Origin of the sequence: Ruegeria lacuscaerulensis (assembly GCF_013034745.1) — a bacterium.
GTDB lineage: Bacteria > Pseudomonadota > Alphaproteobacteria > Rhodobacterales > Rhodobacteraceae > Ruegeria > Ruegeria lacuscaerulensis_B.
Genome location: NZ_WQGP01000002.1, coordinates 174901 through 196616, shown reverse-complemented (window position 1 = coordinate 196616; position 21716 = coordinate 174901). Strand labels below are relative to the sequence as shown.

Below are 21716 nucleotides of genomic sequence, written 5' to 3'. Positions count from 1 at the left end.
TGTTCAGCGTTTGCTACGCGCCATAAAGGCCAGACGTTCGAACAGATGAACATCCTGCTCATTTTTCAGCAGCGCGCCATGTAACTTGGGCAGCGCATTCGCCCCGTCGCGTTTCAGATCCTCGGCGGTCAGATCCTCGGCCAGCAGCAGCTTGAGCCAGTCCAGCACTTCCGAGGTCGAGGGCTTTTTCTTCAGCCCCTGCGTCTCACGGATTTCATAGAACTGTGTCAGCGCGGTTGTCAGCAGGGCATCCTTGATCCCAGGGTGATGGACCTCGACGATGCGGCGCATCGTGGTCTCATCTGGGAAGCGGATATAGTGAAAGAAACACCGGCGCAGGAAGGCGTCGGGCAGTTCCTTTTCGTTATTCGAGGTGATGATCACAATAGGCCGGTTCTTGGCTTTGATTGTCTCACCAGTCTCGTAGACATGGAACTCCATCTTATCGAGTTCCTGCAGCAGGTCGTTGGGAAATTCGATATCGGCCTTGTCGATCTCATCAATCAGCAGCACGACCTTTTCGTCGGCGTCGAACGCCTGCCACAGCTTGCCCTTGCGGATATAGTTCGACACGTCATGCACGCGTTCATCGCCCAGCTGGCTGTCGCGCAGACGGCTGACGGCGTCATATTCATACAGGCCCTGTTGGGCGCGGGTGGTGGACTTTACGTTCCACTCGATCATCTTCAGACCCAGCGCACCAGCTACCTGCTTGGCCAGTTCGGTCTTACCGGTGCCCGGCTCGCCCTTGACCAGCAAAGGCCGTTCCAAAGTGACCGCGGCGTTGACGGCGATGGTCAGATCATCGGTGGCAACATATTCGGCTGTGCCTTGAAAGCGTGCGGTCATTGGGGCCTCATGATAGGTCGCGCAGGTTGTGCCTTTGGGGTTACAGAGGGGCGAAGATTTTTACAACCCACGTCGCTGCGTCGCCCGATGCGGAATTGACCAGCAACTCCAAGGGCTTTGCTTGATTCGTGCGCTAACACACCCTGAGGCAATATAAAGTTTGCCCAGAAATCGCCCGCACTTTTTCACAGAAAAACAAGGTTTTGTTATTAGTTGTCTCATATTTAGACGCTTTAGGATTACACAACACAGGCGCGTCGTTTGCATAGTGACAATCCCCGCGCCGTCAGATAAACGCTCCGCAGAAGGGAATGCCTCATGTCTGGTGAAGAGAGAGCACTCGGCGTTGCAGGCCACACCGAGGGAGCAAAAATGAAGCAGGAAGTATTTCTGCCCGAAGATTATCGTCCAGCCGAAGACGAACCATTTATGAACGACAAGCAGCTTGAGTATTTTCGTCGTAAGCTGCTGGACTGGAAGACTGAACTTTTGGCAGGCAGCCGCGACACGATCGAAGGTCTGCAAGACAACACTCGTAACATTCCGGACGTTGCAGACCGCGCGAGCGAGGAAACCGATCGCGCGCTGGAACTGCGCACCCGCGACCGTCAGCGCAAGCTGGTGGCCAAGATCGACTCGGCTCTGCGCCGGATTGATGAGGGCGAGTACGGCTATTGCGAAATGACGGGTGATCCGATCTCGCTGCGGCGTCTGGATGCGCGCCCGATCGCGACCATGACGCTTGAGGCGCAAGAGCGTCACGAACGCCGCGAGAAGGTCCACCGCGACGATTGATCGCTGCGAAATTCGGAAATCTTTGACGCCGGGGCCTGTCGCCTCGGCGTTTTTGCGTTAAGCCTTGCGCATGAATATCGACGGTTTGAGTTTTGCCGTAATCGGCGGCGGTATTGGTGGTTTGGCGGCTGCTCTGGCCCTGCGCCTGAAGGGCGCGCAGGTGACGGTGCTGGAACAGGCGCCAGCCCTGACCGAAGTGGGCGCGGGCCTTCAGATCAGCGCCAATGGCATGGCTGTTCTGCGTGCGCTGGGTGTTGAGCACACAGAGCCGCGTGTAGGACAACGCTCAAACGGAACGGTTCTTCGCGACTACCGCCGAGGCCGCGTCATCAGCCGTATTCCGCCCCCGACGGCCGGCCCGACCTACTACTACCATCGCGCCGATCTATTGGATCTGTTGGCGAAGGCCGCGCGAAACGCGGGGGTCGATATTCGGTTGGGTGCTCAAGTGTCGCAGGTGATCAAACATCCTGGCGAAGCCGAAGTGGTTTTACAAAGCGGTGAGCGATTGCGCACCGAATGCGCCATTGCCGCAGACGGAGGACGCAGCATTCTGCGTCCGATCCTGAACGGAGAAGAACAGCCGGAATTCACCCGCCAAATCGCCTGGCGTGCAACGATACCATGGGCTCAACGCGACCGAGCGCCATGTGCGTCACTGACATTGGGCCCGGGTCGCCATGTGGTCTTGTACCCTCTACGTGACCAGCAAATGATGAATGTGGTAGCAATCGAGGAACGCTCGGACTGGACAGATGAAAGTTGGCGCAGGGAAGGTGATCCTGACGATCTTAGGGCGCGCTTTCAGGATTTCGGCGGCCCAGTGCGGGAGGTGCTGACCGAGGTTGCGCAAACCCACCTTTGGGCCCTTTACCTGCGGCCGGTGGCGCAAAGTTGGCAGAACGGTCGGCTTGCTTTGCTGGGGGACGCTGCCCACCCCACACTACCTTTCATGGCGCAGGGGGCATGTCTTGCGTTGGAGGACGCCTGGATCTTGGCGCGTGCATTTTCTGAGCAATCAGGAGTGACCCAGGCGCTTTCGGTCTACGAGACTACCCGCCGCCCCAGAGCCCGCAACGTCGTGGCCACCGCTGGTGCCAATGCCCGCAATTTCCACTTGCGCGGACTGATGCGTCTGGGCGCGCAACTGGCCTTGTCCGTTATCGGTGGGAAATTGGCACGCAAATACGACTGGATCTACAACTACGACCCGACCGAATAAGGAATTAAAGATCGAGTTCCACCCAAACCGGAACGTGATCTGAAGGCTTTTCGTGCCCGCGTATCTCGGAATCAATCCGGCAATCGCGCATCAGATCTGCCGCCTGCGGGGTCAACAGGAAATGGTCGATGCGGATGCCGTCATTCCTGTTCCATGCCCCGGCCTGATAATCCCAAAAGGAATAGTGCCCAGGCCCCTGTGTGCGCGCCCGGAACGCCTCGGTAAAGCCGAGGTTCAGGATTTTATGAAATGCCGCCCGGCTTTCAGGCCGAAACAGAGCATCCTCCCGCCATGCCTCGGGACGTGCGGCGTCTTCGGCCTGAGGAATGATGTTGTAATCCCCGGCCATCAGTGCCGGCTCTTCACCAGCAATCAGCTCCTGCGCGCGCTGATAAAGGCGCTCCATCCAGGCAAGCTTATAGTCATATTTCGGTCCCGGAGCCGGATTGCCGTTAGGCAGATACAAACCGCAAATCCGCAACGAGTGCTTTCCGACGACCGTCGCCTCAATCCACCGCGCTTGTTCGTCGTCATCGTCGCCCGGTAGCCCTCGTGATACATCCTCAAGCGGGAATTTTGAAAGGATCGCTACGCCGTTAAAGCTTTTCTGCCCGTGGGTTTCGACATTGTAGCCCCGGTCTTCGAAAAGTTCCCTGGGAAAGTTCTCATCCACCGACTTGATCTCTTGCAGCAACACGATGTCGGGCTGCGCGTCATCCAGCCAACGGGGCAGAGCCTCAATCCGTGCTTTGATACCGTTGATGTTGAATGTGGCGATTTTCATGCGCAATCCTCCAGAGCCATTGGCAACCTATCGCGCAGAATGAACGCAGCGGCAAGATGGCGGAGGGCTGGGGAGCGAGGCTCTGCCTCGCGCTCCGGGATATTTTTAGCCAGATGAAGAAACGGATCGTTAACCAATCCGTGCGATCTCAAATATGCGGTACAGGCGGGGACGCCGATGACCGCGCCAGGTGAAGCTCTCCGGCATTGAGGTCGAAGAGCGGATCCCTTCTTCATCTGGCTATAAATATCCTGGGGGTGTGGGGGCAACGCCCCCACCTTTGCTTACATGGAAAATGATGTGCCGCAGCCGCACGATGAGGTCGCGTTCGGGTTTTCGATCACAAACCGTGCACCGATCAGTTCCTGTGTAAAGTCTATGACCGCGTTTTCCAAAAACGGCAACGAGACCGAGTCCACGATGACTTTCTGTCCTTTACCCTCAAGGATCAGATCATCCTCTTTCGGTTCGTCCAGGGCGATCTCGTATTGGAACCCGGAACAGCCGCCGCCTTCTACCGCGACGCGCAGGGCTTGTCCCTGATCCGCAGCGCCGATTTCAGCCAGACGGTCGAAGGCGCGTTCGGTGACTGTTGGGGGCAGATTCATGCCACGCTCCAAAGGTTTATTTCTGTACCACACTACCATATAGAAAACCCAAGGACAGGCGACAAGGACAAGACCTTTGGAAAGAGCGGGTTTTGCCTCGGACCCCAGTCGCGCGCGAGGGCGGTTGGTGCCAGAGGAAGAGAGCAGTTTTCGGTCATGCTTTCAGCGCGATCGTGACAGGATCATTCATGCCAGCGCGTTTCGGCGGCTCAAGCACAAGACGCAGGTTTTTGTGGAGCATGAAGGGGATAGCTATCGCACCCGCCTGACGCATTCCATTGAGGTGGCGCAGGTGGCGCGGACTATTTCCGGTGCTTTGGGCCTCAACCCGGAACTGACCGAGGCCGTCGCTTTGGCTCATGATTTGGGTCATACACCATTTGGTCATACGGGTGAGGATGCGTTGCATGCCATCATGCAGCCCTATGGTGGCTTCGATCACAATGCACAAGCCATTCGTATCGTGACCAAGCTGGAGCGGCACTATGCCGAGTTCGATGGCTGCAACCTGACATGGGAGACGTTGGAAGGAATTGCCAAGCACAACGGCCCAGTTGAGGGCGTGTTGCCTTGGGCGTTGGCAGAGTGCAACGGCGTTTTTGATCTGGAACTGCACACCCATGCCAGCGCCGAGGCGCAAGTGGCCGCATTGTCAGATGATATCGCTTATAACAACCATGATTTGCTGGACGGGCTGCGGGCGGATTTGTTCAGTGATGACGAAATTCAAACCCTGCCGATTGTGGGTGCGTGCTATGCCGAGGTCGATCGTGCGTACCCAGCACTGGACCCGTATCGGCGCAGGCATGAGGCTTTGAGGCGCGTCTTTGGGGTCATGGTCTCGGATGTGATCGACACGTCCGCTGGGTTAATTGCCGAATCTGGTGCGCAATCGGTGGAAGATATCCGCCATTTGGGTCGCCCGGTGATCCAGTTCTCGGGGCAATTGTGGGCGCAGTTGCAGGACATCCGCGCCTTTCTGTTCACCCGGATGTATCGCGCGCCCTCGGTGATGGAAGTGCGGGCCGAAGTTAGCAAGATCGTCGAAGAGTTGTTCCCGATTTATCTCGGGGACCCCCGTCAAATGCCGGCCCGCTGGCACGCTGAGATTGAGGCGGCTGACAATGAAACCGCACTTGCCCGGATCGTGTCAGACTATATCGCCGGGATGACGGACCGGTTTGCGATACAGGATCATGTACGGTTGACAGGACGACCCGCGCCGACGGGTCACTCGATCCCGATATAGGCCAGCGCCCAGACCTGTTGGCTGGCTTGCGAGTCGGCTGCGTCGGCATCGTCGGTTGGCGGGAACACGATCATGGTGGGGCCATATCCTCCGACGCCCATCGGTTCACCGTCGGCATGGGTGGCTAAAATGGGTTTGTACGTCGAAATGCTGTCCCATGGGATTTCCGCCTGATATCCGTCCATTGCCATGGGACGTGCGGTTTTTCCTTCGGCCCCCGCAAGGATCATAACGTCCGACAGCAGCGGGCCACTGAAAGTGTAGTTGCGCTGATGATCGGGCGGGCCATAGGGAATAGTGATTTGAATCTGGGGTAGGCTGTTCAGAAGGGCCGCGTCAAACCCTGCTGCACCCTTATGGGTCACTTCGAGAAACCCAAGCAGCCCGCCATCATTCTCGCCCCGCGCCGGCAGGTTGGTTTCGCTGACAGCGCCACCCAATGTCACCAGCACATGTCCTTGCGGTGCGGGCATCTCGGCCAGAACGGGCAGGGCGGTGGACAGAAGCAGACTGAGGGATAGGGCGAGGCGCATCAATGGTCTCCGAATTTCGCGTTTCGGTCTGACTGTAGCGGGGATCGCGCCCAAACCAAGGTCAAACTTTAGGCATCCATTGACCTTACCGCGCTGCGTGATAAACCGCCGGGCAAGCAAAAGGACATCCGAAATGAACCTGTTTTCCGAGATACGCGCCCTTGTACTGGACGCGCTGGCGCAGATGCAGTCCGAAGGCGCGCTGCCCGAAGGGCTGAGCTTTGACAACGTGGCCGTTGAACCCCCGCGCGACGCGGCACATGGCGATATGGCGACCAACGCGGCGATGGTGCTGGCGAAACCTGCTGAGATGAAGCCGCGCGACATTGCCGATGTGCTGGCTGGTAAGCTGGCCGCTGACGAACGGATCACCAGCGCCGAGGTGGCAGGGCCGGGGTTTTTGAACCTGCGGCTGGCGCCGTCGGTCTGGCAGGGTGTGCTGACCGCCGTGCTGGAACAGGGCACCGATTATGGTCGCTCGACCATGGGACACGGGCAGAAGGTGAACGTCGAATATGTCTCGGCCAATCCCACCGGTCCGCTGCATGTAGGCCATACGCGGGGCGCGGTCTTCGGTGACGCCTTGGCAAGCCTGCTGGCTTATTCTGGCCATGAAGTTACGCGTGAGTATTACATCAACGATGGCGGCGCGCAGGTGGATGTACTAGCGCGTTCGGCCTATGAGCGGTATCGCGAGGCCAATGGCCTCAGCCCCGAGATTGCCGAGGGCCTCTATCCCGGTGACTATCTGATCCCGATCGGTGAGGCGCTGAAAGAGAAATACGGCGACAGCCTGATCGACAAGCCTGAAAGCGAATGGCTGGAAGACCTGCGCAACTTTGCCACCGATGCGATGATGGACCTGATCCGCGCCGATCTGAAGGCGCTGGGCGTCGAGATGGATGTGTTCTTTTCTGAGAAATCTCTCTATGGCACGGGCCGGATCGAGGCTGCACTGCAATCGCTGACCGACAAGGGCCTGATCTATGAAGGCGTGCTGGAGCCGCCCAAAGGCAAAAAGCCCGAAGATTGGGAGCCGCGCGAGCAGACCCTGTTCAAATCGACCGAACATGGCGATGACGTGGACCGTCCGGTCAAGAAATCAGACGGCGCGTGGACCTATTTCGCGCCCGATATCGCCTATCACTATGACAAGGTAAGCCGTGGCTTTGACGCTCTGATCGACGTGTTTGGTGCCGACCACGGCGGCTATGTCAAACGGATGAAGGCGGCTGTGTCGGCGCTGTCCGATGGCAAGGTGCCGCTGGATATCAAACTGACCCAGTTGGTAAAGCTTTGGAAGAATGGCGAGCCGTTCAAGATGTCGAAACGGGCAGGGAACTTTGTCACTCTGCGCGATGTGGTGGATCAGGTGGGGCCGGATGTTACGCGTTTCGTCATGCTGACCCGCAAGAACGACGCGCCGCTGGATTTTGATTTCGACAAGGTGCTGGAACAAAGCCGCGAGAACCCTGTGTTCTACGTGCAATACGCCCATGCCCGCGTCATGAGCGTTTTGCGCCGCGCGGCTGAGGCCGGGATCGCCGCAGATGATGCGACCCTCAAAGGGGCCGATCTGAGTAAGAACGATCACGCATCCGAGCTGACCGTTGCCAAAAAGCTGGCTGAATGGCCGCGTCTGGTGGAAATCGCTGCCCGCACGAACGAGCCGCACCGCGTTGCGTTCTACCTTTATGAACTGGCCGGAGACTTCCACGCGCTATGGAACAAGGGCAACGACGAAACCCAACTGCGGTTCATTCAGGATGGCGATGTTGCCACAAGCCAGTCAAAAATCGCTTTGGCCCGTGCCGTTTCTGTTGTGATTTCAGCGGGCTTGGGTATTCTTGGCGTTACCCCGGCGCAGGAGATGCGGTAACAAACACCGCCCGAACCGCCGGTACGAGGTAGGCAAGAAATGACCCGCGCGCCTTATTTTCTGGCGCGAAACGGGCGGTGAGGCGGACATGGCAAATAACGTTTACTCGGGACAGATGCGTCCCGAGCAGATGCATTACACGAATCAACCCTCGGTTCAGGGCGGGTACGATTATTCCAACGACATGCACGGGTATGAAGAGACACCGCAGGCAGCGGGCTTGGGTCGGATCGTGAATTTTCTGGGGGCGGCCGCGTCCTTGGCTTTGGTCGCCGGTATCGCCGTTTGGGGCTATAAGTTGGTCATGCGCGATGTCAGTGGTGTTCCGGTTGTCCGCGCGATCGAAGGGCCGATGCGTATTCAGCCGGAAAATCCAGGTGGGACACCTGCAGATCATCAGGGCTTGGCGGTGAACGCAGTGGCAGCCGTCGGCACCGCTGCGCCGCCTGCAGATCGATTGATTTTGGCGCCGCGCCCCGTTTCGCTAACGGATGAAGACACGCCGGTTGAACCGCTGAAGCCCACACCGGCCGTGCACTTGGTGGAAGAAGAAATCTCTGATCAAGAGGCGGCGCAACTGCGCCAAGATGCCGTGGATGCGGTGGTTGCTGAACTGGCGGACAAGCCAATTGAACAGCCACAGGACGGTGTGCAACTGGCGTCGCTTGCGCTTGACGACGAACCGGCGATTGACCCTGCGGACTACGCAGCGCAACTGCCGGACCCCGCAATTGCAGCGCTGCCCGGTGTGCGCCGGTCGCTGCGGCCCATCACACGCCCGGCACGCAGGATCAGCAACCCGATCACACCTAGCAGCAGCACCGAAGATGCCATCAATGCGGCTGTCAAAGCCGCTGTTGGCTTGGATGTCGACGCTGATACCCTTTCAAAGGGCACCCGTATGGCCCAGCTCGGGGCCTATGAAAGCACCCAGATTGCGCAATCAGAATGGGATCGCCTGAACGGTCGATTCGGTGAGTATATGGATGGAAAACAACGGGTTATTCAAAAAACCTCAAGCGGTGGACGCACATTCTATCGGCTGCGGGTTTTGGGTTTTGATGATCTGAGCGACTCGCGTCAGTTCTGTGCTGCGCTTCAGGCACAGGGGGCTGACTGTATCCCGGTCGCAGCCCGGTGACATTCGGCGCTGCGATCTCGGACGCGGAAGGGCTGCGACTTACATCCGACGAGAAAAAACTGTTCCGCGAGATGAACCCGTTCGGGTTCATCCTCTTTGCCCGAAATATCGACACCGCCGATCAAGTGCGCGCCCTGTGTGACGACTTTCGCGAGGCGGTGGGCCGAAACTGCCCGATAACGATTGATCAGGAAGGTGGACGCGTTCAGCGCCTGCGCGCGCCTTTGGCACGCGAATGGGCCCCGCCGCTGGATCATGCGGCTCGTGCTGGGGAACAGGCCGAACGGGCGATGTATCTGCGCTATCGCTTGATCGCGCTGGAATTGTTCGAGCTTGGGATCGACAGCAACTGTGCCCCGATGGTTGATCTGGCGCGTGACGACACCCATGCGTTCCTCAAGAACCGCTGCTATGGCTCTGATCCTAAACAGGTTGCGAAACTTGGCCGCGCGGTTGCCAAAGGGCATCTGGACGGCGGTGTTCTTCCGGTCATTAAACACATGCCCGGGCATGGCTTGTCCACGCTGGACAGCCACCATGACCTGCCGCATGTGGATCTGACTCAAGAAGCACTGGAAGGGGCCGATTTCGCACCGTTTCGCGCGCTGAACGACCTGCCGATGGGGATGACCGCACATCTAGTCTATGACCGGATCAACCCGCAACCGGCGACGATTTCACCTACGATGATCGGCCTGATCCGTGACAAGATCGGATTTGACGGGCTGATTATGACCGACGATATCTCGATGAAAGCCCTGTCCGGCGCGCCCGAAGAAATCGCCGGGCAAGCGCTGGCTGCGGGCTGCGACGTGGTTCTGCATTGCAACGGTACTTTTGAAGTCCGCGCCAAGGTGCTGGACGCCGTCGGAGAGATGACCCCACTAGCGCAAAAACGCGCCGAAAAAGCGCTGTCGATGCGGCAAAAGCCTGTGGAACTTGACATCGAAGCCGCCGAGGCGGAACTATCTGCCCTAATGGGCGGGCAGGTATATGAACGATAACCTTTTTAGCGAAGATCCGGTCTCGGTCGCGGATCGGCTTGTCGCCGAGGCGCTGATTGTTGACGTCGACGGGTTCGAAGGCCCATTGGACGTGCTGCTGACCCTGTCGCGGACGCAGAAAGTTGACCTGCGCAGAATCTCGGTTTTGGCGCTGGCGCAGCAATATCTGACCTTCGTTGAAAAAGCCCGTGCGCTGCGGATCGAACTGGCGGCGGATTATCTGGTCATGGCCGCTTGGCTGGCCTTTCTGAAATCCCGCCTGCTGCTGCCGCCCGATCCCGATGACGAAGGACCGTCTGGTGAGGAATTGGCCGCGCATCTGGCGTTCCAACTTGAACGCCTTCAGGCCATGCGCGACGCGGCTGCACGTCTGATGGCGCGGGATCAGTTGGGGCGTGATTTCTTCAAACGGGGGCAGGGTGAGGATGTCACTCGCATCCGCACCGTGACCTATTCAGCCACGTTGTTGGATCTGATGCAGGGTTATGCGCGCATCCGCACCCGCGATGAATTCCGACCCTTTGTCATGGACCGCGATGCTGTCTTTACCATGGAACAGGCGTTGGAACGGATGCGCCCCTTGATCGGGTTTGCGGGCGCCTGGACAGATATGGAGACCTATCTGCCCGACGGTTGGGATGCCGATCCGGTGCGGCGGCGCTCGGCCACAGCGGCGACGTTTGCGGCCTCGTTGGAGCTGGTGAAAGAAGGACATATGGAGATCAAGCAAAGCGAAACCTTTGCACCGATCCATCTGCGCAAGAGGACCGAAACACGTGACTGAAACCTCTGAGGAAACCGGCACCCTGTTCGAAGCGCCCCCCTTGGCCGAACAGGAACGTATGGTCGAAGCCGTGCTGTTCGCGAGTGCTGAACCCGTTTCGATCAGCGATCTTGAAGCCCGAATGCCCCACGGCAGCGACGCGGCACAAGCGGTTGATCTGCTGCGCAAGCGCTATGAAGGGCGCGGCGTGCGCGTTGTGCGCGTGGGAGAGGCCTGGGCCATCCGCACAGCCCCTGATCTGGGCTTTTTGATGCAAAAGGAAACGGTTGAGACACGAAAACTCAGCCGTGCCGCCATCGAAACGCTGGCCATCGTGGCCTATCACCAGCCCTGCACGCGGGCCGAGATCGAGGAAATCCGTGGCGTGTCCGTCTCGCGCGGGACCATTGACCAGTTGCTGGAAATGGAGTGGATTCGATTGGGTCGCCGTCGTATGACACCGGGCCGGCCGGTGACATTTGTGGTGACGCCGCAGTTTCTGGATCACTTCGGGCTGGAAAACGCCCGCGACCTTCCAGGGCTTCAGGAATTGCGCGCCGCAGGGTTGCTGGAAAACAGGCCACCTCCGGGTACGATTCCCTTGGGAGAGGGCAGCGACGAAGAAGAAGATGAAGATCAGGTGGAACTGTTCGAGGAAGAGTGATCAAACGGCCCTTTTGTTGCCAGACAGATCACCTATTTTGAGGTTCAGGAAACGGAGTTGAGCAATGAATGCCAATCGAATGATCGATATGATCGTGCGTCAGGTGATGCGCCGTCTGGTCAATAAAGGCGTGGACAAGGGCTTTGATATGGCCAGCCGTATGGGCGGCAAATCGGATCAGGGCGGTGATTCAGGCCAACAGAAACAAAGCAGCGGTCCACGCCCTTCTCAAAACATGAGGCAAGCGCAGAAGATGACCCGCCAGATGCGTCGCTTTATGAAGTTCTAGCCAACCGGTTTGAAGTGCTTGGACAGCTTCAACCCCTGTCCCTGATAGTTCGAGGCAATGCCCGCGCCATAGAGTTGCGTGGGCATATCGGCCATTTTCTCATAGACCAAACGCCCGACGACCTGTCCATGTTCCAGCACAAATGGGGCCTCGTGGCAGCGCACTTCCAGCACTCCGCGTGAACCCGCGCCCCCAGCGGCCGCGTGGCCGAAACCGGGATCGAAGAAGCCGGCGTAGTGCACCCGGAATTCACCAACCATGGCTAGATAGGGGGCCATTTCAGCGGCATACAAGGGCGGGATATGCACCGCCTCGCGGCTGACCAGAATATAGAACGCGCCGGGATCGAGGATGATGCGACCATCCGTGGTGCGTACCTCTTCCCAGTATTCCTGCGGGTCGTATTCGCCGATCCGGTCCAGATCAATCACACCCGTATGTGGCTTGGCGCGATAGCCCACCAGATCGGTATCGGGCAGTTGCAGATCGACCGAAAAGCCCAACCCATCCTGAATCACTGCCGGTCCATCTACCAATGGCGACTCGGCGTGCAGCGCGTTTAGTTCCGCATCGCTTAGCACCGCTTGGCCCTGACGGAACCGGATTTGGTTCAGACGCATTCCTGGCCGCACCAGGACCGAGAATGATCGCGGGCAAATTTCGGCATATAGAGGCCCGGTATAACCCGCAGGCACCCGGTCGAACTCGGTGCCGCCATCGGTGATGGTGCGGGTCAGCAAGTCCAGCCGCCCGGTCGAGCTTTTGGCATTGGCCACGGCGGTCACGCTGTCGGGCAGGGCGAGTGATTCCATCAGTGGCACCAGATAGACGCAACCCTTTTCCAGAACCGCACCGTCGCTAATGTCGATGCGGTGCATCTCGAACTCGGCCAGACGGTCGGCGACCGAGCGCCCTTCGCCTGCCAGAAATGAGGCGCGCACGCGGTAAGCCACTGTTCCCAAACGCAAGTCAAGGCTGGCCGGTTGTACCTGCGGGTCGATTATGGCGGGATCGGCGGTGATCTCACCGCGTGCAATCATGCCTTCGATCTGCTGGTTTGGGCATACACCTGTCATTCCGATCCCCCCTGATGCCAGAGCGGGATCTGGCCTGTCTGCCATAAACGTCGGTGTGATTTGGTCGGGCTAGCAGGACTCGAACCTGCGACCTTCCGTCCCCCAGACGGACGCGCTACCAGGCTGCGCCATAGCCCGACGTTGGAGTGTTCATAACGGTTTTCCCGGCAGGGGCAAGAGGAAAACATTGCCTTTTTCTTATCCCGCCGACCGATTCTCAATTCGGTTCAGAAGGGCGCGCAGGTCACGGGCAACAGGCGCGATCTGACGCAAAAGCTGGTCGTCAAATTCGGTCCGATTCCACGCTTGGGTGGCGATGCCGCCCAGCAACGGCGCCTCATCCAGCTTGTCCAATACAGGCTGCGGCGGCGCGGGTGCTGCGGGCACCGGTGCCTCGGGCAAATCAAGCGAGATCTGCTCTTGGGGCGCGGGCTTTGTTGTAAAGGGAACGACCACGTTGTCGTCGGTTGCGGCGGGCTTGGCCTCATCCTCCAAACCCTGAGACAATGAGGCGACATAGGCCACGCCCTGTTCGCGCAAAATGCGCTGCACGCCTTTGATGGTGATCCCATCCTCGTGCAGCAGCTTTTTGATACCACCCAGCAAGCGCATGTCATTGGGGCGGTAATAGCGCCGCCCACCGGCGCGTTTGACCGGTTTGACCTGCGTGAAGCGGCTTTCCCAGAATCGCAGGACATGGGCCTGAACGCCCAGCCAGTCCGCTACTTCACTGATCGTGCGAAAGGCGTCTGGGGACTTGCTCATGGCGCTGCCGTCCTGATCCTATTTGCGGTTTCCTGCGGCGACGCGATCCTTCATCAGATGCGACGGGCGGAAGGTCAGCACGCGGCGCGGCTGAATAGGAACCTCTTCCCCGGTTTTGGGGTTGCGGCCGATACGGGCAGTTTTGTCCCGAACGCTGAATGTTCCGAAAGACGAAATCTTAACCTGCTCACCCCGCACCAGCGCGTCGGACATATGGTCCAGAACGCTTTCGACCAGCTGTGCGCTTTCATTGCGTGAAAGGCCAACCTCGCGAAAAACGGCCTCGCTCAGATCCATTCGGGTCAGTGTTTTGTCGCCCATGCCAATCCCCCTGTTGATGGTAGAGCATAGGGTCAGGGCAAATTCACTGTCAATATCAATGAATTGCAGGTCTGTGTGTAAGCCGTTTTGCGCCTGTTACCACCGAAGGAGGACTGATCCCCAGGCCAATCCACCCCCGATTGCCTCAGTAACAAGCAAATCACCCGGTTTGAACTGGCCGCGTTGCTTGGCCACGGACATGGCCAAGGGAATCGATGCCGCAGAAGTGTTGCCGTGATCCTGTAGGGTGACTACGACGTGATCCATGGGAACGCCCAATTTCTTGGCGGTGCCCTGAATGATGCGGATATTGGCTTGATGGGGGACAATCCAATCCACATCCTCGTGACCCAAACCCACTTTTTCCAAGCAAGTCTCAGCAGTTGAGGTCAAACGTTCAACCGCCTGGCGGAACAGTTGATTGCCCTTCATCCGCAGATAGCCCGTTGTTTGCGTCGACACGCCGCCGTCTACATACAACAAGTCTTTATAGCGTCCGTCGGAATTCAGATCAGTAGCGAGAATACCGCGATCTTCGGCCGTGCCGTCACCTTCTTGGCGTTCAAGAATCAGCGCGCCCGCACCATCGCCAAAAAGCACGCAGGTGGACCGGTCCGTCCAATCCATGATTCGCGAGAAGGTTTCGGCCCCGATTACCAGCACCCGCTTGGCCTGATCCGAAAGGATCAGTGCGTTGGCATTAGTCAGAGCGTAAACGAATCCCGCACAGACGGCCTGAACGTCAAAGGCAAAGCCTTTGGTCATACCCAACCGCGATTGCACCATGGTAGCCGCTGAAGGGAAGGTCAGGTCCGCCGTCGATGTGGCCAGAACGATGGCGTCGATGTCGTCGGCCGTCAGTCCAGCATCGGCAAGCGCTGCTTCGGCTGCCTTTGTGGCCATGTCGGATGTGGTCTCGCCCTCGGCTGCGAAATGGCGGCGTTCGATGCCGGACCGCGTCTTGATCCACTCATCGGACGTATCAAGCGACTTTTCGAACTCGGAATTCGGCACAATTCGCTCTGGCAAATAATGTCCGACACCTACAACAACTGAACGGCCTGCCATGTTGGGGTACTGCCTTTTTTGTTATTCGCCCGCCTTGGACGGAGCTTGGGCGGCATCTTGTGCAAGCTCGACTGTCGATGCAACCCGTGCCGCCAATTTTTCAGAGAACCCGGACTGTGCCAAGGTAAAGGCCAGTTTCACGGCGGCCGAAACTCCGGTGGCATCTGCGCCGCCATGAGATTTCACCACAGTCCCATTGAGGCCCAGGAAAACCCCGCCATTTACACGGCGTGGGTCGATACGTTTCTTCAACCGGTTTAGTGAGGTGATGGCCAGAACCGACGCCAGCCGAGACAGGGGCGAGTATTTGAACGCCTCACGCAGAAGGTCCCCGATCAGGCTGGCCGTGCCTTCGCCGGTCTTGATCGCGACATTGCCGGTAAACCCATCGGTTACAATGACATCTGCCTTGTCACCGGGGATATCACTGCCTTCGACAAAGCCCACGAAATCAAAGCTCGCCTGATCCGCAAAGTCCGTGATCATGGCATGCGCTTCTTTCAATTCAGCGCGCCCCTTGTGTTCTTCGGTGCCTACGTTCAGCAAGCCGATCCGGGGGCGTTCCAGCGCCATGCCGTTGCGCGCGTACGAGGCGCCCATCAGCGCGTATTGCAGCAGATCCTTCGCGTCGGCGCGTACATCGGCGCCCACATCCAACATCACGTTGAACCCCTGCGGGTTGCGCGATGGCCACAGAATCGCGATGGCCGGGCGGTTTACACCCGGCAATTTACGCAGCCGCATCATCGACAGCGCCATCAACGCGCCAGTATTGCCGCAGGACACCGCACCATGGGCTTCGCCCTGGCGCACCGATTCCAGTGTCGACCACATTGAGGTCTGCTTGCCGTGGCGTACAACCTGGCTGGGCTTGTCCTCCATCGTGACCACGTCGGTGCAATCACGAAAAACGACGCGCCCATTCAGGACACGCCGTTTCGCAACAAGTTTGCGCAACTCAGCCTCAGGCCCGTGCAGGATAAACGCGATGTCGGGGTTCTTGTCCGCCGATTTGGCGATCCCCGCCACAACTGCGGCGGGACCCGAATCTCCGCCCATAGCGTCAACCGAGATGGTGATCCGTCCGGTTTGCGTGGGCTGTTCCGTCATGCCTTGGCCTGCGCTTTGAAAGGCTTAGGCCGCGTCTTCGTCCAGGTCGATTTCGTCGGCCTGAGCGACGACTTCACGGTCATCATAGTGGCCGCAGGACGCACATACGTGGTGCGGGCGCTTCAGCTCGCCGCAGTTTGCGCATTCGTTCGGGTTTGCAGCAACCAGAGCGTCGTGTGCGCGGCGGTTGTTGCGACGCGACTTGGAAACTTTGTTCTGTTGGACGGCCATGGTCTCAACCTTTGTCTACTGAGGGTCCGCAGATTCGCTGCCGACCGGGTTTCATTCTTCGTTTTTTACGTGGTTTGACGCGCGTTTAGGGGACGAGCCCCGCAATGTCCAACCCAAATTCCGATGAGCGCGCGAAAATACTGCGATTCTCGACATGTTCAAGCGATTTTTCTGAGGGCGTGCTATGACAGGAAATCAGACCCGTGTCACTCGTCTTTTTTTAGTGCATCGCGCAGGCTGGCAAGTCCGGCAAAGGGTTTTGCATCTTCATCTGTCATCGCCTGTTTGCCCGGCTCTGTATAGTCGGCCTGTTCCAGTTCCGCACCATCTTTGCGCGGGTATTGGGGCAGGGACAGCGACAGCGCCTCGATCATTACAATGGCTGGGTCGATCTCGGACCCCAAGGGCTCCGACTCGTCGCCTTCTGGGATTTCGAACTCTTCCTCATCGGGGTCGGTCCAATCGGCCAGAAATACCCGCGTGACGGGCACGTCGATCCGGGTCGTCACCGGCTCTAGCGTGACGACGCAGGGCTGGATCACTGTTGCGCCCAGCTTACCTGCGAGTGCCCAGTCGCGTTTTCCTTGCGCGCGGACGTCTCCGACAAAGCTGAGCTTTCGCAGACCCAGCAGGCCCAGGTCATCGCGGATCGCCTCAAGCGCTTTGGTGTCGGGGCGCAGATCGAACGAGGTTGGCGCGTTTTGCGGCAGGTCGGCCACCCGCAGAGATGTCTGGTTGCTCATTCGTTACCCTTTCCTGTGTTGAACCGGGGCTGCGGTTTGATGTAAGCGGATAGGGTCCGCAAGGGACCAAGGCAAGAGGGTGTGCATGTTAAAGGTTGTGAACAGGTTGAAACCGGCGTCCAGAACGCTAGTGCTTGCAGCCTGTGTGGCAGGTATCAGCGCGTGCTCACCTGTGTTCGAGAATCACGGGTACATCCCGCCCCCCGAAGACCTGGCCGAGATTCAGGTGGGCGTGGACACACGCGAAAGCGTCCTCGACTCGGTCGGTGCGCCGTCCTCGTCCGGCGTAGTGCGGGATTCTGGGTTCTACTATGTGCGGTCTCGGGTGCGTCACTATGGTCCGAAACGACCCGAAGTGGTCGAGCGTGAGCTTGTCGCCATCAGCTTTGATCAGGGTGGTGTGGTGCGGAACATCGAACGGTTCGGCCTTGAAGACGGGATCGTGGTCCCTCTGGAGCGGCGGGTAACCGAATCGAGCATTCAGAACCGCGGATTCCTGCGCCAGCTGTTCGGCAATATCGGCAACTTCAACCCGGCCAATATTCCGGGCGCGACCAACTAATCAGCCTTCGCCTCTTGTCCGCGTCACAGGATGGTCACACATAATGTGATAGGCACCGAGACGGGATGAAACGGGTCGGTGATCGCCGAATAGAGGACGACCATGGCTTTACTGCTTGGCAAAGGCCGGTATCGCGCCCGGTTGGCATTGACTGGGGCGGACATCGTGGCGGCACAGAAGTTGCGCACTCTGGCCTTTGGAACGGATCAGACGGATCGGGATGATTTTGATCGCCTCTGTGCGCATGTTCTTGTCGAAGATATGCGTTCCAGTGGCGAACTCGTCTGCTGTTTCCGCATGTTGACGATGGAGCGTGGGGACGAAATCGGCCTCAGCTATTCAGCGCAATTTTACGATCTGTCCGCTTTGGAGGAATTTCAGGGGCGCATGGTCGAGATGGGGCGGTTCTGCATTCATCCCGACTGGACCGATCCTGACATACTGCGCGTCGCATGGGGCGCGATGACGGCTTATGTGGATCAGAACAACGTTGAGATGCTGTTTGGCTGTTCGTCCTTTGCCGGGACAGAAACGGCCGAGTATCTGGATGCTTTTGCAATGCTAAAACACCGTCATCTGGCGCCCAAGCGCTGGTTGCCACGGGTCAAGGCACCGGATGTCTTTCGTTTTGCCGCACGGTTGCGGCGTCGGCCCGACGTCAAAAAAGCGATGTTGCGGATGCCGCCCTTGCTGCGCACCTATCTGTTGATGGGCGGCTGGGTCAGTGATCATGCAGTGGTCGATCGGCATATGAACACGCTGCACGTGTTTACCGGGCTCGAGATCGGGGCGATTCCGCCAGCCCGGAAACGTCTGTTGCGGGTGGTGGCTGGGTAGATTCCGTATTTTTGACGAGAACAAGGGCTGGGCGTTGACGCGCCGACCCTGCCGGTTTAGCTGGCGGGCATGGCGAGAATTCCTTTGTTGCAGATGTCCGGCATTTCCCTGACCTTCGGGGGCGATCCGGTGTTTTCCGAACTTGATCTGGTGGTTCAACCCGGCGACCGCGTGGCGCTGGTGGGGCGCAACGGGTCCGGCAAATCGACCCTGATGAAAGTGATGGCCGGACTGGTTGAGGCCGATCAGGGCGACATCGTGGTGCCTCCGGGCAAGTCGGTCGGTTATATGGAGCAAGACCCGGGCATGGAGGGCTTTGCCACACTGGGCGACTATGCCTCCAGCGGGCTAGAGCCGGGCGAACTGTATAAAGTCGAGCGCGCAGGCGAGGGGCTGAAGTTCGATCCGGCGCGCCTGGTCGAAACGGCCTCGGGCGGGGAGCGTCGCCGCGCGGCATTGGCAAAACTGATGGCCGAAGCGCCAGACCTGATGCTGCTGGACGAACCGACCAACCATCTGGACATCGAAGCGATTGCCTGGCTGGAACGTGAGCTGGGCTCGACCCGCGCGGCTTATGTCCTGATCTCGCACGACCGCGCTTTTCTGCGCGCTTTGACCCGTGCGACCCTTTGGATCGACCGGGGTGCGGTGCGGCGGCAGGAACAGGGGTTTGATGCGTTCGAGGCATGGCGCGACAAGATCTGGGAAGAAGAGGATCAGCAGCGCCACAAGCTGAACCGCCTGATCAAATCCGAGGCGAAATGGGCCGTTGAAGGCATCAGCGCCCGCCGCAAACGCAATCAGGGCCGAGTGCGCGCCTTGCAGGCGTTGCGGGCTGAGAAGGCAGCGCAGATCAAACGTCAGGGCTCGGCGGCGATGACGTTGGAGGCAGGGCCTAAATCGGGGCGCAAGGTGATCGAAGCCAAAGGGTTGGCCAAGGCTTTTGATTCAATACCCATTGTGCGGAATTTTGATCTGCTGGTGCAGCGCGGTGATCGTGTGGCCTTTGTTGGCCCCAACGGTGTGGGCAAGACGACGCTACTGAAAATGCTGCTAGGTCAGGAAACCCCGGATGAGGGCGCAGTCACGCTGGGCACCAATCTTGAGGTTGCGGTCTTCGACCAGACCCGTGCCCAGTTAGACCCCGAGATGACCCTGTGGGACAGCCTGACCGGCGATCCCGAAATGCGGGTTTCGGGCAAGGCCGATCAAGTCATGGTGGGCGGACAGCCCAAACATGTGGTCGGCTACCTCAAGGAATTCCTGTTCGATGAACGGCAGGCGCGGGCTGCGGTCAAATCCCTCTCGGGCGGTGAGAAAGCGCGGCTGTTGTTGGCCAAGTTGATGGCCAAGACGTCCAACTTGCTGGTGCTGGACGAACCGACCAACGATCTGGACGTGGAAACGCTGGACCTGCTGCAAGAGCTGTTGGACGATTATGACGGCACCGTTCTGCTGGTTAGCCACGACCGCGATTTTCTGGACCGTGTCGCTACTACGACCATCGCGATGGAAGGCAATGGCCGCGCCACTGTCTATGCGGGTGGTTGGTCGGATTACATAGCTCAGCGCGGCGATCTCCTGCCTAAGAAGGAAGAGAAATCAAAACCTTCCAAGCCGAAGGTCAAGCAAGAGGCGCAGCCGAAGGCGGGTCTGTCCTTCTCGGAAAAACATCGCCTTGAAAAACTGCCTGCCGAGATGGAACGGCTTGAGGCCGAGATCGGCAAGCTGGAAGAGCTGATGTCCGACCCCGAGCTGTTCACCCGCGAGCCGGTTAAGTTCCAGAAAGCGACCGAGGCTTTGGTCGAGCGGCAGGAAAAACTCGCCGCTGCCGAAGAGGAATGGCTGATGCTAGAGGAAAAAGCTGAGGGCGCTTAGGCTGGCAGCACGCGGGCTGGGTTTCCAACCACGGTCTGCCCGGTGACGACATCCTTTGTGACTACGCTGCCCGCGCCGATGGTGGCATTGTCGCCGATGGTGATACCGGGCAACAGGATTGCTCCGCCTCCGATCCAGACATGTTTGCCGATTGTGACAGGCAGGCCGACCTCCAGCCCCTGCGCGCGGTCTGCCGGATCTTTGGCATGTTGGGCGCAATAAATCTGCACATGTGGCCCGAACATCGTATCGTCGCCGATCCGGACCGGGGCCGTATCCAGAACGATGCAACCGGCGTTGAAATAAACTCTGTCACCCAGATGAATGTTCATCCCATAGGCACAGTGAAACGGTGCTTCTAGCAAACAGTCCGCGCCCACATGACCCAAGAGGGCGCGTAGTTCCGGCCCCATGTCGGTGCGCCGGTCCGGTGAACTGGTGTTGTGCGCATGAACGGCGCGTCTGGCTTGATCGCGCAAGGCGTTCAGTTCCGGGTCCAGACAACAATACCACTGCCCGGCCTCCATTTTCTCGCGCTCGTTCATGGCGCAGGTTTACCGCATTCTGAGCGCACCGTCGATGCGGATGACCTCTCCGTTCAGATAGCCCATTTCCACGATGAACCCGGCCAGCCTCCCATATTCGTGCGGGTCGCCAAGGCGAGCAGGGTTAGGCACATCGGCGGCCAGCTGCTGTTGCACCTCTTCCGGTAGTCCGGCCAGCATGGGCGTCATGAATATGCCCGGTGCAATCGCCATCACGCGGATACCGGTCGAGGCCAGGTCGCGCGCCATGGGCAGGGTCATTCCCACGATCCCTCCTTTTGAGGCCGCATAGGCCGTCTGCCCCTTTTGCCCGTCGAACGCCGCGATAGAGGCCGTGTTGATGATCACGCCGCGTGCACCGTCCGGTTCTGGGTCATTCTTGGCCATCTCAGCCGCCGCAAGGCGCGAGACGTTGAACGAGCCGACTAGATTGATGTCGATGGTGCGCTGAAACGCTTCCAGAGGATGCGGGCCGTCGCGTCCAACGGTCTTGATGCCCAAGGCGATGCCTGCGCAATTCACAGCTGCCGTGACACGCCCCATCTTACTTGTCGCAAATGCAACGGCCTCGGTCACCGATGCCTCGTTGGTCACATCGGTCTGGACAAAGTGACCACCGATTTCGTTGGCGACATTTGGGCCCCGGTCGGCATCGCGGTCCAGAATCGTGACCTGCGCGCCCTGATCAGCGAAGTGGCGCGCGGTCGCCTCGCCCAGACCCGACGCTCCGCCGGTGATGAGTGCGGCTGTGTTGGACAGGTGCATTGCGGGCTCCTTTTCAATATATGAACACCTGTTCA

The 21716-nt window shown here is 58.9% G+C and carries 25 protein-coding genes and 1 tRNA gene; 12 read left to right on the top strand and 14 right to left on the bottom strand.

All coding sequences use genetic code 11. The features are described from left to right. Window positions 1–3 precede the first annotated feature (3 nt). The gene (locus tag GOV79_RS04505) at window positions 4–849 is read right to left on the bottom strand and encodes an AAA family ATPase (RefSeq protein WP_170788747.1); all 846 of its coding nucleotides are present in this window, start codon (window positions 847–849) and stop codon (window positions 4–6) included. A gap of 372 nt (window positions 850–1221) precedes the next feature. Here GOV79_RS04505 and dksA point away from each other — a divergent pair, with 372 nt between their 5' ends. Together dksA and GOV79_RS04495 are read left to right on the top strand one after the other, a co-directional pair. Next, window positions 1222–1644 (top strand): RNA polymerase-binding protein DksA, encoded by a 423-nt coding sequence (gene dksA / locus GOV79_RS04500; RefSeq protein WP_170774521.1) that lies wholly within the window; start codon window positions 1222–1224, stop codon window positions 1642–1644. Between the two features lie 70 nt (window positions 1645–1714). After that, window positions 1715–2866 (top strand): FAD-dependent monooxygenase, encoded by a 1152-nt coding sequence (locus GOV79_RS04495; protein WP_170788746.1) that lies wholly within the window; start codon window positions 1715–1717, stop codon window positions 2864–2866. A 4-nt stretch (window positions 2867–2870) separates the two neighbouring features. Here GOV79_RS04495 and xth read toward each other — a convergent pair whose 3' ends face one another. Next, the gene (gene xth, locus GOV79_RS04490) at window positions 2871–3650 is read right to left on the bottom strand and encodes an exodeoxyribonuclease III (RefSeq protein ID WP_170788745.1); all 780 of its coding nucleotides are present in this window, start codon (window positions 3648–3650) and stop codon (window positions 2871–2873) included. Between the two features lie 284 nt (window positions 3651–3934). Continuing rightward, window positions 3935–4258 (bottom strand): HesB/IscA family protein, encoded by a 324-nt coding sequence (locus GOV79_RS04485; RefSeq protein ID WP_170774515.1) that lies wholly within the window; start codon window positions 4256–4258, stop codon window positions 3935–3937. Window positions 4259–4334: 76 nt separating this feature from the next. Between GOV79_RS04485 and GOV79_RS04480 the strand changes: the two genes are divergently transcribed. Next, entirely contained in the window at window positions 4335–5507 is a 1173-nt protein-coding gene (locus GOV79_RS04480) for a deoxyguanosinetriphosphate triphosphohydrolase (RefSeq protein ID WP_170788744.1), read from the top strand. Here the strand turns inward: GOV79_RS04480 and GOV79_RS04475 are convergent. Beyond that, window positions 5489–6040: a putative pterin-binding protein gene (locus GOV79_RS04475; protein WP_170788743.1), complete on the bottom strand. Its 552-nt coding sequence runs from the start codon at window positions 6038–6040 to the stop codon at window positions 5489–5491. The two genes, GOV79_RS04480 and GOV79_RS04475, sit on opposite strands and share 19 nt — an antisense overlap. A 133-nt stretch (window positions 6041–6173) precedes the next feature. Between GOV79_RS04475 and argS the strand changes: the two genes are divergently transcribed. The 6 genes from argS to GOV79_RS04445 all read left to right on the top strand — a co-directional run bounded on the left by argS (window position 6174) and on the right by GOV79_RS04445 (window position 11780). Beyond that, window positions 6174–7919, top strand: a complete 1746-nt coding sequence (gene argS / locus GOV79_RS04470) for an arginine--tRNA ligase (RefSeq protein WP_170788742.1) — start codon at window positions 6174–6176, stop codon at window positions 7917–7919. Window positions 7920–8007: 88 nt separating this feature from the next. Beyond that, window positions 8008–9060 (top strand): SPOR domain-containing protein, encoded by a 1053-nt coding sequence (locus tag GOV79_RS04465; protein ID WP_170788741.1) that lies wholly within the window; start codon window positions 8008–8010, stop codon window positions 9058–9060. Next, window positions 9057–10064, top strand: a complete 1008-nt coding sequence (gene nagZ, locus GOV79_RS04460) for a beta-N-acetylhexosaminidase (RefSeq protein WP_170788740.1) — start codon at window positions 9057–9059, stop codon at window positions 10062–10064. Before GOV79_RS04465 ends, nagZ begins: the two co-directional genes overlap by 4 nt. Further along, entirely contained in the window at window positions 10054–10848 is a 795-nt protein-coding gene (locus GOV79_RS04455; protein WP_170788739.1) for a segregation and condensation protein A, read from the top strand. The genes nagZ and GOV79_RS04455 overlap by 11 nt, the downstream gene beginning before the upstream one ends. Beyond that, the gene (gene scpB / locus GOV79_RS04450; RefSeq protein ID WP_170782557.1) at window positions 10841–11491 is read left to right on the top strand and encodes an SMC-Scp complex subunit ScpB; all 651 of its coding nucleotides are present in this window, start codon (window positions 10841–10843) and stop codon (window positions 11489–11491) included. The genes GOV79_RS04455 and scpB overlap by 8 nt, the downstream gene beginning before the upstream one ends. 64 nt (window positions 11492–11555) lie before the next feature. Next, a complete protein-coding gene (locus GOV79_RS04445) occupies window positions 11556–11780 on the top strand; it encodes a hypothetical protein (RefSeq protein WP_170788738.1) in 225 nt (74 codons plus the stop codon). On the opposite strand, the gene GOV79_RS04440 is transcribed toward GOV79_RS04445, so the two are convergent. The 8 genes from GOV79_RS04440 to GOV79_RS04405 all read right to left on the bottom strand — a co-directional run bounded on the left by GOV79_RS04440 (window position 11777) and on the right by GOV79_RS04405 (window position 17094). Continuing rightward, window positions 11777–12856, bottom strand: coding sequence for a 2'-deoxycytidine 5'-triphosphate deaminase (locus GOV79_RS04440; protein ID WP_170788737.1), 1080 nt, complete (start codon window positions 12854–12856; stop codon window positions 11777–11779). The two genes, GOV79_RS04445 and GOV79_RS04440, sit on opposite strands and share 4 nt — an antisense overlap. Window positions 12857–12917: 61 nt before the next feature. Continuing rightward, a tRNA-Pro gene (locus GOV79_RS04435) sits at window positions 12918–12994 on the bottom strand. A 60-nt stretch (window positions 12995–13054) separates the two neighbouring features. Continuing rightward, entirely contained in the window at window positions 13055–13621 is a 567-nt protein-coding gene (locus GOV79_RS04430; protein WP_170788736.1) for a MerR family transcriptional regulator, read from the bottom strand. A gap of 18 nt (window positions 13622–13639) precedes the next feature. Further along, on the bottom strand, window positions 13640–13942 hold the full coding sequence (gene ihfA, locus GOV79_RS04425) for an integration host factor subunit alpha (RefSeq protein WP_120633007.1): 303 nt from the start codon (window positions 13940–13942) through the stop codon (window positions 13640–13642). Window positions 13943–14038: 96 nt separating this feature from the next. Further along, the gene (locus tag GOV79_RS04420) at window positions 14039–15010 is read right to left on the bottom strand and encodes a beta-ketoacyl-ACP synthase III (RefSeq protein ID WP_170774494.1); all 972 of its coding nucleotides are present in this window, start codon (window positions 15008–15010) and stop codon (window positions 14039–14041) included. A 21-nt stretch (window positions 15011–15031) separates the two neighbouring features. Continuing rightward, window positions 15032–16120 carry a phosphate acyltransferase PlsX gene (gene plsX / locus GOV79_RS04415; RefSeq protein ID WP_170774492.1) on the bottom strand — a complete coding sequence of 363 codons (1089 nt, stop codon included), beginning with the start codon at window positions 16118–16120 and terminating at the stop codon, window positions 15032–15034. A 24-nt stretch (window positions 16121–16144) separates the two neighbouring features. After that, window positions 16145–16351: a 50S ribosomal protein L32 gene (rpmF, locus tag GOV79_RS04410; protein WP_037316137.1), complete on the bottom strand. Its 207-nt coding sequence runs from the start codon at window positions 16349–16351 to the stop codon at window positions 16145–16147. Between the two features lie 206 nt (window positions 16352–16557). Further along, a complete protein-coding gene (locus tag GOV79_RS04405) occupies window positions 16558–17094 on the bottom strand; it encodes a YceD family protein (RefSeq protein ID WP_170788735.1) in 537 nt (178 codons plus the stop codon). Between the two features lie 85 nt (window positions 17095–17179). Here GOV79_RS04405 and GOV79_RS04400 point away from each other — a divergent pair, with 85 nt between their 5' ends. From GOV79_RS04400 to GOV79_RS04390, 3 genes are all read left to right on the top strand, one after another. Then, on the top strand, window positions 17180–17656 hold the full coding sequence (locus GOV79_RS04400; RefSeq protein WP_170774488.1) for an outer membrane protein assembly factor BamE: 477 nt from the start codon (window positions 17180–17182) through the stop codon (window positions 17654–17656). Window positions 17657–17758: 102 nt separating this feature from the next. Further along, window positions 17759–18493, top strand: coding sequence for a GNAT family N-acetyltransferase (locus GOV79_RS04395; protein WP_170788734.1), 735 nt, complete (start codon window positions 17759–17761; stop codon window positions 18491–18493). A 69-nt stretch (window positions 18494–18562) separates the two neighbouring features. Further along, window positions 18563–20371 carry an ABC-F family ATP-binding cassette domain-containing protein gene (locus GOV79_RS04390; RefSeq protein ID WP_237217941.1) on the top strand — a complete coding sequence of 603 codons (1809 nt, stop codon included), beginning with the start codon at window positions 18563–18565 and terminating at the stop codon, window positions 20369–20371. Here the strand turns inward: GOV79_RS04390 and GOV79_RS04385 are convergent. Then, window positions 20368–20916, bottom strand: coding sequence for a sugar O-acetyltransferase (locus tag GOV79_RS04385; protein WP_170788733.1), 549 nt, complete (start codon window positions 20914–20916; stop codon window positions 20368–20370). The two genes, GOV79_RS04390 and GOV79_RS04385, sit on opposite strands and share 4 nt — an antisense overlap. 9 nt (window positions 20917–20925) lie before the next feature. After that, window positions 20926–21681 (bottom strand): 3-hydroxyacyl-CoA dehydrogenase, encoded by a 756-nt coding sequence (locus GOV79_RS04380; protein ID WP_170788732.1) that lies wholly within the window; start codon window positions 21679–21681, stop codon window positions 20926–20928. Window positions 21682–21716: the final 35 nt, after the last annotated feature.

Bases quoted from the DNA above. Each gene is read 5' to 3' on its own strand.
- GOV79_RS04505 (WP_170788747.1), bottom strand. From the start codon at position 849: ATGACCGCACGCTTTCAAGGCACAGCCGAATATGTTGCCACCGATGAT.
- dksA (WP_170774521.1), top strand. From the start codon at position 1,222: ATGAAGCAGGAAGTATTTCTGCCCGAAGATTATCGTCCAGCCGAAGAC.
- GOV79_RS04495 (WP_170788746.1), top strand. From the start codon at position 1,715: ATGAATATCGACGGTTTGAGTTTTGCCGTAATCGGCGGCGGTATTGGT.
- xth (WP_170788745.1), bottom strand. From the start codon at position 3,650: ATGAAAATCGCCACATTCAACATCAACGGTATCAAAGCACGGATTGAG.
- GOV79_RS04485 (WP_170774515.1), bottom strand. From the start codon at position 4,258: ATGAATCTGCCCCCAACAGTCACCGAACGCGCCTTCGACCGTCTGGCT.
- GOV79_RS04475 (WP_170788743.1), bottom strand. From the start codon at position 6,040: ATGCGCCTCGCCCTATCCCTCAGTCTGCTTCTGTCCACCGCCCTGCCC.
- argS (WP_170788742.1), top strand. From the start codon at position 6,174: ATGAACCTGTTTTCCGAGATACGCGCCCTTGTACTGGACGCGCTGGCG.
- GOV79_RS04465 (WP_170788741.1), top strand. From the start codon at position 8,008: ATGGCAAATAACGTTTACTCGGGACAGATGCGTCCCGAGCAGATGCAT.
- GOV79_RS04455 (WP_170788739.1), top strand. From the start codon at position 10,054: ATGAACGATAACCTTTTTAGCGAAGATCCGGTCTCGGTCGCGGATCGG.
- GOV79_RS04445 (WP_170788738.1), top strand. From the start codon at position 11,556: ATGAATGCCAATCGAATGATCGATATGATCGTGCGTCAGGTGATGCGC.
- GOV79_RS04440 (WP_170788737.1), bottom strand. From the start codon at position 12,856: ATGACAGGTGTATGCCCAAACCAGCAGATCGAAGGCATGATTGCACGC.
- GOV79_RS04430 (WP_170788736.1), bottom strand. From the start codon at position 13,621: ATGAGCAAGTCCCCAGACGCCTTTCGCACGATCAGTGAAGTAGCGGAC.
- ihfA (WP_120633007.1), bottom strand. From the start codon at position 13,942: ATGGGCGACAAAACACTGACCCGAATGGATCTGAGCGAGGCCGTTTTT.
- GOV79_RS04420 (WP_170774494.1), bottom strand. From the start codon at position 15,010: ATGGCAGGCCGTTCAGTTGTTGTAGGTGTCGGACATTATTTGCCAGAG.
- plsX (WP_170774492.1), bottom strand. From the start codon at position 16,120: ATGACGGAACAGCCCACGCAAACCGGACGGATCACCATCTCGGTTGAC.
- rpmF (WP_037316137.1), bottom strand. From the start codon at position 16,351: ATGGCCGTCCAACAGAACAAAGTTTCCAAGTCGCGTCGCAACAACCGC.
- GOV79_RS04405 (WP_170788735.1), bottom strand. From the start codon at position 17,094: ATGAGCAACCAGACATCTCTGCGGGTGGCCGACCTGCCGCAAAACGCG.
- GOV79_RS04400 (WP_170774488.1), top strand. From the start codon at position 17,180: ATGTTAAAGGTTGTGAACAGGTTGAAACCGGCGTCCAGAACGCTAGTG.
- GOV79_RS04395 (WP_170788734.1), top strand. From the start codon at position 17,759: ATGGCTTTACTGCTTGGCAAAGGCCGGTATCGCGCCCGGTTGGCATTG.
- GOV79_RS04390 (WP_237217941.1), top strand. From the start codon at position 18,563: ATGGCGAGAATTCCTTTGTTGCAGATGTCCGGCATTTCCCTGACCTTC.
- GOV79_RS04385 (WP_170788733.1), bottom strand. From the start codon at position 20,916: ATGAACGAGCGCGAGAAAATGGAGGCCGGGCAGTGGTATTGTTGTCTG.
- GOV79_RS04380 (WP_170788732.1), bottom strand. From the start codon at position 21,681: ATGCACCTGTCCAACACAGCCGCACTCATCACCGGCGGAGCGTCGGGT.